Origin of the sequence: Achromobacter mucicolens, from assembly GCF_902859725.1 — a bacterium.
In the GTDB taxonomy this organism is placed as follows: domain Bacteria; phylum Pseudomonadota; class Gammaproteobacteria; order Burkholderiales; family Burkholderiaceae_B; genus Achromobacter; species Achromobacter mucicolens.
Window position 1 is genome coordinate 51,351 of the sequence record NZ_CADIJP010000003.1, and the last position, 13,186, is coordinate 64,536.

Sequence of the window (13,186 nt, forward strand, 5' to 3'; positions counted from 1 at the left end):
TGGCACATCATATCCCGGCGGATCGCGGCGCGCGTTCTCGCGGAAAGGCCTCTTCCAGGGTCTGCAGCCGGCCGGTGTCGCGGGCGTCGTAGCCGACGAGCTGGCCCACGTAACCGACATAATCCGGGCCGCGCATGATGGACAGCAGGTCCTGCATGGCCGGCGTGTCCAGCGACGCCTTGCGGATGGCGAAGAAATAGCGCTCGCGCACCAGCGGAATGAAGTCCAGCCCGAAGCGGCAGGCCGCCGTCTCCACGCCGACCCCTGTGTCCGCCATGCCGCTGGCAATGTGCGCCGCGATCGCCATGTGGGTGAATTCGTTGGTTTCGTAGCCCTGCACTTCGCCGATGGACACGCCGGCGCGTTGCAGCATCAGGCCGACCAGATAACGCGTGCTGGAGCCGATCTGGCGGTTCACGAAGCGCACGTCGCTGCGCGCCAGGTCCGCCATGCCGCGGATCTGCTTGGGATTGCCGGCCGTGACGAACAACCCCGTATTGCGCACGGCCAGATGGATGAGCATGTATTCGTCGGCGTTGAGCCACTGCGCATAGCGTTCCATGATGGGGGATTCGAAATCGCCCAGCGGCACTTGGAAGCCCGCGAGGTCGCATTCGTGCCGTTCCAGCGACGCCAGGGCCTCGATTGCCGTGCGGTAGCGCAACTCCAGGCCGGGCGTGCGGTTGCCCATGTGCTGCATCAGGGATTCCACGGCAAAGCCGTGGCTGGCGTGCAGACGCAGGTGCGGGCCGCTTTCGGGCAGCAGGCGTTCAAGCTCTTCCTGCAATTCGGAAGCCATGCTGTCCAGCGTGGGCATCAGCCGCGCCTCGATGCGGCGGTTGGCCCACAGCAGCCGCTGCGCAAAGGGCGACAACTGCGTGCCCTGGCGGCGATTGGTGATGAGCAGCTGCGTGCCGAAGATGGACTCGAAACGCCGCAGCACGCCCCACGCGTGCCGGTAGGACAGGCCGCAGGCGCGGCAGGCGCCCGCGATGTTGCCGGTGGCGTCGATGGCCGCCAGGAGCGCAAGCATGTCCTGCAACGGCACGGGCGTCGCCTCGTCGTCTCCGCCCAATGTCCATTGCGGCCGCAGGCCGATTCGGAACTTATATGTCATTTATTTCTTATTGAAGGCGTTCAAGTACCTCGTTAGAGTACACAAATAACGCGGCGGACGGGCATTTAATATGTTTTTTTAAACATATTATTTGCTGACAGATCCAGGCCGGCACAAGCCCCCCTTGATGGGGTCACGCAACACAGGAGGAGACCGACGTGCACCTGCGCGAGGCAAAATCCGATCTGGCATCCAGCGGTGGCGCCCGGGGCGGCAAGCTGGCCCTGGACGCCGCCCGGGCATCCACCACCCCGGCTATCGCGGCCACAGCCCGCATCCTTGCCCGGCTGAAAGACCAGCCCGGCCCGCTGCTGCCGGTGCTGCATGCGGTGCAGCACGAACTGGGCTGTATTCCGGCCGAGGCGGTGCAGACCATCGCCGAGGCCCTGAACCTCTCCCGCGCCGAAGTCCACGGCGTCATCACGTTCTACCCCCATTTCCGCACCGAGCCGGCCGCGCGCCACACGCTGGAGGTCTGCCGGGCGGAAGCCTGCCAATCCATGGGCGGCGAACGCCTGGCCGCCCACGCGCGCGCTGCGCTTGGCTGTGATTTCCACGCCAGCACCCCGGACGGCAACTTCACGCTGGAACCCGTGTATTGCCTGGGACTGTGCGCGCAGTCGCCCGCCGTCATGATCGACGGCCAGCCCCATGCCCGCGTCACCGAAGCCAAGCTGGACCGCCTGCTGGCCCGCACGCTGGAGGACACGCCATGAGCGCCCCCGTCGTCATCTACGTGCCGCGCGACGCCGCGGCGCTGGCCATGGACGCCGACACGGTGGCTCGCGACATCGAGCGCATGGCCGACCAGCGCGGCCTGTCCGTGCAGGTGGTGCGCAATGGTTCGCGCGGCCTGCTGTGGCTGGAACCCCTGGTTGAAATCGCCACGCCGCAGGGCCGCATCGCCTATGGGCCCGTGCAGCCGGAAGACGTAGCTTCGCTGTTCGACGCCGGCTGGCTGACGGGCGGCGAACACGCGTTGCGCCTGGGCCTGACCGAGGAAATACCCTACCTCAAGCACCAGGAGCGCCTGACCTTCGCCCGCGTCGGCGTGATCGATCCGCTGTCCCTGCAGGACTACGCCGCGCATGGCGGGTTGCAAGGCTTGAAACGCGCGCTGGCCATGGCGCCGGCGCAGATCGTCGACGAAATGGTGGAATCCGGCCTGCGCGGCCGCGGCGGCGCGGCATTTCCCACCGGCATCAAATGGAAGACCGTGGCGGGCACGCCCGGCGACACCAAGTACATCGTCTGCAACGCCGACGAAGGCGACTCCGGCACCTTTGCCGATCGCCTGCTGATGGAAGGCGACCCGTACGTCCTGATCGAAGGCATGACGATTGCAGGCCTGGCGGTCGGCGCGACCTACGGCTACATCTACGTCCGCTCCGAATACCCCCACGCCATCGCCACGCTTGAAGCCGCGATCGCGCGCGCCCGCAGCGTCGGCTGGCTGGGCGACGACGTGCACGGCAGCGGCCGCCGCTTCGACCTGGAAGTGCGCAAGGGCGCGGGCGCCTACATCTGCGGCGAAGAAACCTCGCTGCTGGAAAGCCTGGAAGGCAAGCGCGGCGTGGTGCGCGCCAAGCCGCCGCTGCCGGCCATCTCGGGCCTGTTCGGCAAGCCCACCGTCATCAACAACGTCATCTCGCTGGCCACCGTGCCGATCATCCTGGCCAAGGGCGCGGCGTATTACCGCGACTACGGCGTGGGCCGTTCGCACGGCACGCTGCCGTTCCAGCTGGCCGGCAACCTCAAGCAAGGCGGGCTGGTGGAAAAGGCCTTTGGGCTCAGCCTGCGCGACCTGCTCTACGAATTCGGCGGCGGCAGCGCGTCCGGCCGGCCGCTGCGCGCGGTGCAGGTGGGCGGTCCGCTGGGCGCCTACCTGCCCGAATCGCAATGGGACGTGCCGCTGGACTACGAAGCCTACATCCAGATCTCGGCCATGATCGGCCACGGGGGCCTCGTCGCCTTCGACGACACCGTGGACATGGCGCGCATGGCGCGTTACGCCATGGAATTCTGCGCCATCGAGTCCTGTGGCAAGTGCACGCCGTGCCGCATCGGTTCCACGCGCGGCATGGAAACCATCGACAAGATCGCGGCCGGCAACCAGAGCCGCGAACAGCGCGAACAGCAGGTGCATCTGCTGCGCGACCTGTGCGACACGATGCTTGGCGGTTCGCTGTGCGCGCTGGGGGGCATGGCGCCCTACCCGGTGCTGTCCGCGCTGAACCATTTTCCGCAGGACTTCGGCATCGAGTCCTCCCAGTCTGCCGCCCACGCGGCCTGAACCCGAGACCGCCATGCTAGAAACCGTCATCAAGCGCGATCGCGACATGGGCACGCCGGCGCGCGTGTCCGAAAAGACCGTCACCCTGACCATCGACGGCCAGGAAATCACCGTTCCCGAAGGCACGTCGCTGATGCGCGCGGCCGCGGACGCCGGCATCAACATCCCCAAGCTCTGCGCCACCGACAGCCTTGAACCGTTCGGATCGTGCCGCCTGTGCCTTGTGCAGATCGAAGGCCGCCGCGGCTATCCCGCGTCCTGTACGACGCCCGCCGAAAACGGCATGGTCGTCTTTACCGAAACGCCAAAGCTGCACGACCTGCGCCGCGGCGTGATGGAGCTGTACATCTCGGACCATCCGCTCGATTGCCTGACCTGCCCGGCCAACGGCGATTGCGAACTGCAGGACATGGCCGGCGTCGTGGGCCTGCGCAACGTGCGCTACGGCCAGGACGGCGCCAACCATCTGAAGGCCGAGAAGGACGAGTCCAACCCCTACTTCACGTTCGACGCATCCAAGTGCATCGTCTGCAACCGCTGCGTGCGCGCCTGCGAGGAAACCCAGGGCACGTTCGCGCTGACGATCTCCGGCAAGGGATTCGACTCGCACGTATCGGCCGGCCAGGACCAGCCGTTCCTGGATAGCGAATGCGTGTCCTGCGGCGCCTGCGTGCAGGCCTGCCCCACGTCCACCCTGCAGGAAAAGACCGTCATCATGATGGGCCAGGCCGAGCACTCGGTCGTGACCACCTGCGCCTACTGCGGCGTGGGTTGCGGCTTCAAGGCCGAAATGAAGGGCCAGGAAGTCGTGCGCATGGTGCCGTGGAAGGACGGCCAGGCCAACCGCGGCCATTCCTGCGTCAAAGGACGTTTTGCCTGGGGCTACGCCACGCACAAGGAACGCGTGCTCAAACCCATGATCCGCAAGCACATCACCGATTCCTGGAAGGAAGTGTCCTGGGACGAGGCGATCAACTATGCGGCCTCCGAATTCCGCCGCATCCAGAGCCAGTACGGGCGCGACGCGGTCGGCGGCATCACGTCCTCGCGCTGCACCAACGAGGAAACCTGGCTGGTGCAAAAGCTGGTGCGTGCCGCCTTCGGCACCAACAACGTCGACACCTGCGCGCGCGTGTGCCATTCGCCCACCGGCTATGGCCTGAAGCAGACGCTGGGCGAATCGGCCGGCACGCAGACGTTTGACTCCGTCATGCACACCGACGTGGTCATCGTGATGGGGGCCAACCCCAGCAGCGGCCATCCCGTCTTTGCCTCGCGCTTGAAGCGCCGGCTGCGCGAAGGCGCGCGGCTCATCGTCATCGATCCGCGCCGCATCGAACTGGTCAGCTCGCCGCACATCAAGGCCGACTTCCATCTGCAGGTGCGGCCGGGCACCAACACGGCGCTGTTGTCCTCGCTGGCGCATGTCATCGCCACCGAAGGCCTGATCGCCGAGGACTTCGTGGCCGAGCGCTGCGAAGAAAAGGCCTTCAAGGAATGGCGCGACTTCGTCTCGCTGCCCGAGAACTCGCCGGAAGCCATGGAAGAAATCACCGGCGTGCCCGCGCAGGCGGTGCGCGGCGCGGCGCGCCTGTTTGCCACCGGCGGCAACGGCTCCATCTACTACGGCCTGGGCGTCACCGAGCACAGCCAGGGCTCGACCACCGTCATGGCCATTGCCAACCTGGCGATGGCCACCGGCAATATCGGCCGCGAAGGCGTGGGCGTGAATCCGCTGCGTGGCCAGAACAACGTGCAGGGATCGTGCGACATGGGCTCGTTCCCGCACGAACTGCCCGGCTACCGCCACATCTCCGACAACACCGTGCGCGCGCAGTTTGAAAAGGACTGGGGCGTCACGCTGCAGCCCGAACCGGGCCTGCGCATTCCCAACATGTTCGAGGCCGCGCTGGGCGGGTCGTTCAAGGGGCTGTACTGCCAGGGCGAAGACATCGTGCAGTCCGATCCCAACACGCAGCACGTCGCGGCATCGCTGGCGGCCATGGAGTGCATCGTCGTACAGGACCTGTTCCTGAACGAGACCGCCAAGTACGCGCACGTGTTCCTGCCGGGTTCCTCGTTCCTGGAAAAGGACGGCACCTTCACGAACGCCGAGCGCCGCATCTCGCGCGTGCGCAAAGTGATGGAACCCAAGAACGGCAAGTCCGATTGGGAAGTAACGGTGGCGCTGTCCAACGCGCTGGGCTACCCCATGAACTACAAGCACCCGCGCGAAATCATGGAAGAGATCGCGCGGCTGACGCCCACGTTTGCCGGCGTCACGTACGACAAGCTGGACAAGCTGGGCAGCCTGCAATGGCCGTGCAACGACGACGCGCCGGAAGGCACCCCGATCATGCACATCGACCAGTTCGTGCGCGGCAAGGGCCGCTTCATGATCACCAAGTACGTGCCCACCGACGAGCGCAGCACGCGCCGCTTCCCGCTGCTCTTGACCACGGGCCGCATCCTGTCGCAATACAACGTGGGCGCGCAGACCCGCCGCACACCCAACGTGATGTGGCACGGCGAGGACGTGCTGGAAATCCATCCGCAGGACGCCGAGGACCGCGGCGTGGCCGAAGGCGACTGGGTGGGCATCCAGAGCCGCGCCGGCGAAACCGTGCTGCGCGCCACGCTGACCGACCGCGTGCAGCCGGGCGTGGTATACACCACGTTCCACTTTCCCGAGTCCGGCGCCAACGTCGTCACCACCGACAGCTCCGACTGGGCGACCAACTGCCCCGAATACAAGGTCACGGCCGTGCAGGTGACGCGCGTGTCGCAACCCTCGGAATGGCAGCGGCAATGGTCGCGATTTGCGGACATCCAGCAAAAGCTCCTGCGCGAACGCTCGCGCGAGAGCGAGGCGGCGCTGACCGGGAAGTAACCGACAGCCAGCCAGGGATCCCATGCCTATTCCGACCAACGCCCGCCCCGACTGCACGCCGACCCAGGTCATCCGCGTGCGCTCGGGGGTCATCGCCCCCGACGCCGAGACCGATTACGTGGCCGAGGAAACCCCGGTGGCGCTGGAATTCAACGGCATCAGTCACGCCACCATGCTGGCCACGCCCGCGGACCTGGAAGACTTCGCCGTGGGGTTCTCGCTGTCCGAAGGCATCATCGGCAGCGTGAGCGACGTGCGCGGCATCGATCTGCTGCCGCAATGCGGCGGCATCGTCGTGCAGCTGGAGATTTCGTCCGCCTGTGAAATGGGCCTGAAGTCGCGGCGCCGCGCCATGGCTGGGCGCACCGGCTGCGGCCTGTGCGGCGTGGAAACCCTGCCCGAGGTGCTGCGGCCCGTGGCGCCGGTCGCCAATGGAGCGCCGGTGCGCATCAAGGCGGTGCTGGCCGCCATGCGCGACATGCGCGCCCGCCAGACGCTGCACGACATCACCGGCGCCACGCACGCCGCCGGCTGGGCGGGCGCCGATGGCGCCGTGGCGCTGGTCCGCGAAGACGTGGGCCGCCACAACGCGCTGGACAAGCTGGCCGGCGCGCTGGCGCGCCAGGCGGTCAACGGCGCCGACGGCATCGTCGTGGTGTCCAGCCGCGCCAGCTTCGAGATGGTGCAGAAGACGGCTGCGGCGGGCGTTGCGGTGCTGGCTTCGGTGTCCGCTCCCACCGCGCTGGCCATCCGTCTGGCCACCGACGCCAACGTCACCCTGCTGGGCTTCACGCGCGATGGCGACGCCGCCATCTACACCCACCCCGAACGCATCCTTACCTGAACCGGACGCAAGACAGCAATGGAAATCGTCAACCTGATCCGCATGGCCAACCGCATCGGCCAGTTCTTCGACGCCATGCCGGACCGGCCCGAGGCGCTGGAAGGCGTCACGAACCACATCCAGAAGTTCTGGGAACCGCGCATGCGCACCGAACTGCTGGATTTCCTGGCGCGCAGCCCGGACGGCGACGCCGGCGAGGAACAGCTGCATCCGCTGGTGCTGCAGGCCGTCACCCAGCATCGCGAGCGCCTGACGCCGCGCGCGCGCGTCGCATAGCGCACCCGGACCGCCCGCGCGGCGGTCCACCCGCAGTGGCAGGACAGCAACAGATCCATAAAAGAGGCGGCGGGACCGGGCACTTCCGGCCCACGCACGCTATAAAGCCGCACCCCTGAGGAGACATCATGGAAAGTAGCGCCACCCTGGACCTGCCGGGCTCCCGGCCGGGATTCTTCGACAAAGAACGCACCATCGCGGGACCGGGCTTCTCGCGCTGGCTGGTGCCCCCAGCCGCGCTGGCCATCCACCTTTGCATCGGCATGGCCTACGGCTTTTCGGTGTTCTGGCTGCCGCTGTCCAAGGTGGTGGGCGGGGCCAAGCCGCTGGCGTGCCCGCCCGACATGAGCCTCGTGGCCGAACTGTTCACCACGAGCTGCGATTGGAAGATCTCGACCATGGGGTGGATGTACACCCTGTTCTTCGTGCTGCTGGGGTGTTCGGCGGCGTTGTGGGGCGGCTGGCTGGAACGGGCCGGCCCGCGCAAGGCCGGCGTGGTGTCGGCGCTGTGCTGGTGCGGCGGCCTGGTCATCTCGGCCATCGGCATTTACCTGCATCAGATGTGGATGCTGTGGCTGGGGTCTGGCGTCATCGGCGGGATCGGGCTGGGCCTGGGGTATATCTCGCCGGTGAGCACGCTGATCAAGTGGTTCCCGGACCGCCGCGGCATGGCGACGGGCATGGCCATCATGGGCTTTGGCGGCGGCGCCATGATCGGCGCACCGCTGGCCGACATGCTGATGCGCCACTTTGCCACCCCGACCTCGCCGGGCGTCTGGCAGACCTTCCTGACCATGGCGCTGGTGTACTTCATCTTCATGATGTCCGGCGCGCTGGGCTACCGCGTGCCGCCCACAGGCTGGAAGCCCGACGGCTGGACGCCGCCCGCCAAGCAGGTCAACAACGTCATGATCACGCAGCGCCACGTTCACGTGAAGCGCGTCTGGGGCGTGCCGCAGTTCTGGCTGGTGTGGTGGGCGCTGTGCCTGAACGTCACGGCGGGCATCGGCATCCTGGGGATGGCCTCGCCGCTGCTGCAGGAAGTGTTCGGCGGCGGCCTGATCGACAAACCCGAACTGGGCTTCGGGCAGCTCGACAAGGACCAGCTCGCGGCCATCGCCGCGATTGCCGCCGGCTTTACCGGCCTGCTCAGCCTGTTCAACATCGGCGGCCGCTTCTTCTGGGCCAGCCTGTCCGACAAGCTGGGCCGCAAGATGACGTACTTCGTCTTCTTCGTCCTGGGCTTCGTGCTGTACGCCGCCATTCCGTGGACCGCGCACATGGGCGCGCTGGCGCTCTTTGTGGCGGCGTTCTGCGTGATCCTGTCGATGTACGGCGGCGGCTTTGCCACGGTGCCCGCCTACCTGGCCGACCTCTTCGGCACCCAGATGGTCGGCGCCATCCACGGCCGGCTGCTGACCGCGTGGTCCGCGGCGGGCATCTTCGGGCCGGTTCTCGTCAACTACATCCGCGAATACCAGTTGTCCATCGGCGTGCCGCGCGCCCAGGTGTATGACATCACCATGTACATCCTGGCCGGCATGCTGGTCGTGGGCTTCCTGTGCAACCTTGCCATCCGCCCGGTCAACGCCAAGTACTTCATGACCGACGAGGAACTGGCCAAGGAAAAGGCGCTGGCGCATGAGCGCGCGGCCGCCGCCGAAACCCACGGCGTGGGCAGGTCGAACTTCCGCACCCCGCCCGCGCTGATCGCCTTTGCGTGGGCTTGCGTCGGCATTCCGCTGGCCTGGGGCATCTGGATCACACTGCAAAAGGCCGTCGTGCTGTTCCACTGACCCCGCCATGCCGCGGCGCCCGGTGCGCCGCGCGAAGGTCCCCGGGCGCGAAGCTGCTACATTGGCAGCCCGCGCCCTTCTCTTTTATGTGCCTTTTCCCATGATCCTGCCCTTCCCCCCATTCCCCGCTGGAGCGACATCTTGAACGCGCCCGAACTGCACTGGGAAGAAAACGGCGTCGCCCGCTCGGCGCGCTGGCACTCGGAAACCGGCGCCACGCCGCCCAAGCGCGTCATCGTCGCCGACGACACCCTGACCGCGGACATGGCCTACCGCCACGCGTGCGAGGGCGTGGGCCTGCTGTGGCGCGGCGACTTCCAGAACGCGCGCCAGCTGTTGCAGGCCATCACCCGCCGCGTCGACAAGCGTCCGCGCAAACCGGTAGAAACCCAACTTGAGGCCTTCAACCAGCATCGTCAGGTCCAATCGCAGCGCGCCCGCATCCTGGGCATGCTGCTGATTCCCTTCGACGCCGGTCACACCATCCCCCTGCGCCGCGCGCCCGACGCGCATCTGGCCTGCGAAGCCGCGAACGTGCCGGGCGATACGCCCTACGTCGCGTCGCTGCGCGAACTGCTGGGCCTGATCGGCGCCTACGAATGGCGCAGGAAGGGCGTGGAGATTCCCGCCCTGAACAACCGCATCCACCCGCACTACGGCGTGTTCTCGCCGGTGCGCGGCGAATACGTCGACCTGGTCGCCAACACGCCGATGCCGCGCGGCAGCGTGGCCTTCGATATCGGCACGGGCACGGGCGTGCTTGCCGCCGTCATCGCCCGCCGTGGCGGCAAGCGCGTCATCGCCACCGACATGGATCCCCGCGCGATTGCCTGCGCGCGCGAGAACCTGGAACGCCTGGGATTGTCCGGGCAGGTCGAGGTCGAACAGACCGACCTCTTCCCCGAAGGCCGCGTGTCGCTCATCGTCTGCAACCCGCCCTGGCTGCCGGCGCGGCCCAGCTCGCCGCTGGAACATGCTGTGTACGACCCGGACAGCCGCATGCTGCGGGGCTTCCTGAACGGCTTGAAAGACCATCTGACGCCGAACGGCGAAGGTTGGCTGATCCTGTCGGATCTGGCCGAACATCTGGGGCTGCGCACGCGCGAGCAACTGCTCGCGATGATCGAGGCCGCCGGCCTGCGCGTGATCGAGAAGCTGGACACGCGGCCGGTGCACGGCAAGGCGCGGGACGCGAACGATCCGCTGCATGCGGCGCGGTCCCGGGAGATGACGTCGCTGTGGCGATTGGGCGCGGTGTGAAGGCACACGGGTATCGGTAAACACGACCAGACCGCCGGCGCGCCGCGCTGGGGCAGCTTCTACGGCGATCCGCGCAACGCCACCCTGACGGTGCGCGGGACATTCTGAAATGGGCGCGCTGCGCGGTGTCAGCTGAACACGTGCAGCGCGCCCAGCGCCAGGATCAGCGCCGGCGGCATGACCACGATGCCCAGCCGCAGGAAACTGAGCGCGCTGATGTGCATGCCCTCGCGGCGCACGGCCAGCAGCCACAGCAGGGTCGCAAGCGATCCGCTGACGGACAGGTTGGGGCCCAGGTCGATCCCGATCAGCAGCGCCGCGGTGGTGGCGCTGGGCAGGTAGGCCATGCGCGCCAGCGTGCCCGCCATCAGCCCGGCCGGCAGATTGTTGATGACGTTGCCCGACAGCGCGGCGCCCACGCCGCCGGCCCATAGCGCCGCGTCGGCGGACAGGCTGCGCATCAGGTTCGCCAGGTCCTGCAGCACGCCACTGGCGGCCATGCCCTCGACCAGCACGAAAAGACCCGCCACCAGCGGCAGCACGCCCCACGCCACGCCCTTGATGAGGCGAATCGGGCTGGATCGCGTAACCGCCAGCACCAGCGCCGCCGACACGCAACCGGCGATCAGCGTGGGCAGGCCCAGCCGCTGGCCCAGCGCCGAGGTGATGAGCAGCGTGCCCGCGGTGATGGCCACGCCCAGCGCAGCCATGCGCAGCGGCAAGGTCATGGGCGGCAGCGGCGGCGACGGTTTCAAGGGCTGGCGCAGGTCATGGCGAAACACCAGCCGCAACGTCACGTAGGTGGCGCCGATGGCCAGGGCGGACGGCAGGGCAAAGTGCGCCAGCCACGGCCCCAACGCAGGCATGCGGTCGCCGAACACGACCAGGTTGGCCGGATTCGAGATCGGCAGCACGAAGCTGGCCGCGTTGGCGATAAAGGCGCAGACATACAGATACGGCAACGGCGGCGCGCCGACGACACGCGTCACCGCATAGACCGCGGGCGTCAGCACGACGGCCGTGGCGTCGTTGGACAGCAGCACGGTGACCACGGTGCCCACCAGGAACACCAGGTCGAACAGCCGCCGCGCCGAGCCGGCGGCATGATCGGCCGCCAGCACGGCCACCCAGTCGAACAGGCCTGCCTGCCGGGCGACCTCCGCCACCAGCATCATGCCGATCAGGAACAGATAGACATCGGTGCCTTCCAGAATGGCGCCGCCAGCCTGCCGGGCGGGCAGCAAACCCAGCGCCACCAGGGCGACCGCGCCGGCCGTTGCCCACACGTACTCGGGCAGCCGCCAGGGACGAAAGAGAATGGCCATGGTGGTCGCGGCGGCAATCAACCAGATCACGGCATTGGATAGCGACATGCTTTCAGGAACGCATCAAGGAATAGAAGAGGAAGCCGGCGCGGGGGCCGATGCGGCGGACCCGCGCGTCTCCGGCAAGACCAGCAGGGTCACGCAGGCCAGCGCGGCAATGCCGGCCAGCGCAAGAAACGCTGCACTGTAACCCGCGTGCTGGACGATCACGCCGGCGAGCCCGTTGCTCAGCGCGGCGCCGATGCCGAATACCGTGGTGACGGCGCCCAGGCTGGCGTTGAAGCGGCCCGTGCCCTGGGTCAGGTCCAACACCATCAAGGGCAGGACAGCGCCGAAGATGCCCGCGCCAATGCCGTCGAGCAACTGCACGCCCACCAGCCACGCGGTGTCGTCGGAAAACGTGTACAGCACGCCTCGCAGCGGCAGGATGAGAAACCCGATCAGCAGAAGCGGCTTGCGCCCCCATTGGTCTGCGTACCGCCCCACGGCCATCGCGGCGGGAATCATCACGAACTGCGCCGCCACGATGCAGACGGCGGTCAGCGGCGTGGCGAGCGCCGGGTTTGCCAGGGCGAGCTTTTGTCCGACCAGCGGCAGCATGGCGGCGTTGGCCAGGTGAAACAGCGCGCAGCTCAAGGCCAGCAGCAGGAGCGGCCGGTTCGAGAGCAACTGGCGCAGCGGCACGGGATGCGCATGCGCCCCCGCATTGGGGCTTGCGCCCAGGCCGCGCGCCTTGTCAGGATCGATATGCGCGGGGATGCGCATGGTGGCCGCCAGGCTGGCCAGCGCCATCGCCGCCATCAGGTAGAACACCGCGACCGGTCCCCACACATACGCCAGCCCGCCGGCCAGCAGCGCCGCGAAGCCGTTGCCGGCGTGATTGAACGATTCGTTGCGCGCGATGCGCGCCGTGAAGGCGTGCGCGGTGGTCAGGCCGAGCGTGATGCCGGCGATGGCGGGCGCGAACACCGACGACGCGACGCCGGCGACGGCTTGCGTCAGCGTGACCCAGGCGAAGTTCGGGCTGGCCAGGACGGCCATGCACGCCACCGTCACCAGCACGGCGGCGGCGATCAGTAGCGCGCGCTTGTTCGACGCGCGGTCCACCAGCGCGCCAGCCGGCGTCTGCGCTGCCAGCGCGGCCAGCCCAGATATTGTCATGACGAGCCCGATGCTGTCGGGCCGCCAATGGTGGACGGCGAGCAGGTAGATTGCCAGGTAAGGCCCAAGTCCATCCCGCACATCGGCCACGAAAAAATTCAGCCAATCGAGAGGACGCGTCGCGGGGGATGGAGAGTGCAAGGCAACCGTGGGAACGTGGATACCGCATGCGCGGCAGGCGGGAATGGCGCATGTTAGATCACAACGATCCGGCCGTCAGCGAC

The 13,186-nt window shown here is 67.6% G+C and carries 10 protein-coding genes; 7 read left to right on the forward strand and 3 right to left on the reverse strand.

The window, feature by feature from the left end:
• Nucleotides 1–7: 7 nt before the first annotated feature.
• Complete coding sequence (locus tag HV786_RS03855) at nt 8–1,117, reverse strand: substrate-binding domain-containing protein (protein ID WP_062838739.1); 1,110 nt, start codon at nt 1,115–1,117, stop codon at nt 8–10.
• Nucleotides 1,118–1,275: 158 nt separating this feature from the next.
• Between HV786_RS03855 and HV786_RS03860 the strand changes: the two genes are divergently transcribed.
• The 7 genes from HV786_RS03860 to HV786_RS03890 all read left to right on the forward strand — a co-directional run bounded on the left by HV786_RS03860 (nt 1,276) and on the right by HV786_RS03890 (nt 10,476).
• Nucleotides 1,276–1,833 carry a formate dehydrogenase subunit gamma gene (locus HV786_RS03860; protein ID WP_128827284.1) on the forward strand — a complete coding sequence of 186 codons (558 nt, stop codon included), beginning with the start codon at nt 1,276–1,278 and terminating at the stop codon, nt 1,831–1,833.
• Nucleotides 1,830–3,410, forward strand: a complete 1,581-nt coding sequence (locus HV786_RS03865; RefSeq protein ID WP_128827283.1) for a formate dehydrogenase beta subunit — start codon at nt 1,830–1,832, stop codon at nt 3,408–3,410. The genes HV786_RS03860 and HV786_RS03865 overlap by 4 nt, the downstream gene beginning before the upstream one ends.
• 13 nt (nt 3,411–3,423) lie before the next feature.
• Nucleotides 3,424–6,300 (forward strand): formate dehydrogenase subunit alpha, encoded by a 2,877-nt coding sequence (fdhF, locus tag HV786_RS03870; protein ID WP_128827282.1) that lies wholly within the window; start codon nt 3,424–3,426, stop codon nt 6,298–6,300.
• Between the two features lie 22 nt (nt 6,301–6,322).
• A complete protein-coding gene (fdhD, locus tag HV786_RS03875) occupies nt 6,323–7,144 on the forward strand; it encodes a formate dehydrogenase accessory sulfurtransferase FdhD (protein ID WP_175210034.1) in 822 nt (273 codons plus the stop codon).
• A gap of 18 nt (nt 7,145–7,162) precedes the next feature.
• Nucleotides 7,163–7,420: a formate dehydrogenase subunit delta gene (locus HV786_RS03880; protein ID WP_056326544.1), complete on the forward strand. Its 258-nt coding sequence runs from the start codon at nt 7,163–7,165 to the stop codon at nt 7,418–7,420.
• A gap of 128 nt (nt 7,421–7,548) precedes the next feature.
• Nucleotides 7,549–9,216 carry an OFA family MFS transporter gene (locus HV786_RS03885; protein WP_128827281.1) on the forward strand — a complete coding sequence of 556 codons (1,668 nt, stop codon included), beginning with the start codon at nt 7,549–7,551 and terminating at the stop codon, nt 9,214–9,216.
• 141 nt (nt 9,217–9,357) lie between these two features.
• Nucleotides 9,358–10,476 (forward strand): methyltransferase, encoded by a 1,119-nt coding sequence (locus HV786_RS03890; RefSeq protein WP_128827280.1) that lies wholly within the window; start codon nt 9,358–9,360, stop codon nt 10,474–10,476.
• Between the two features lie 128 nt (nt 10,477–10,604).
• Here HV786_RS03890 and HV786_RS03895 read toward each other — a convergent pair whose 3' ends face one another.
• Nucleotides 10,605–11,849 carry an arsenic transporter gene (locus HV786_RS03895; protein ID WP_175210036.1) on the reverse strand — a complete coding sequence of 415 codons (1,245 nt, stop codon included), beginning with the start codon at nt 11,847–11,849 and terminating at the stop codon, nt 10,605–10,607.
• Between the two features lie 15 nt (nt 11,850–11,864).
• A complete protein-coding gene (locus HV786_RS03900) occupies nt 11,865–13,052 on the reverse strand; it encodes an MFS transporter (RefSeq protein WP_254599436.1) in 1,188 nt (395 codons plus the stop codon).
• Nucleotides 13,053–13,186: the final 134 nt, after the last annotated feature.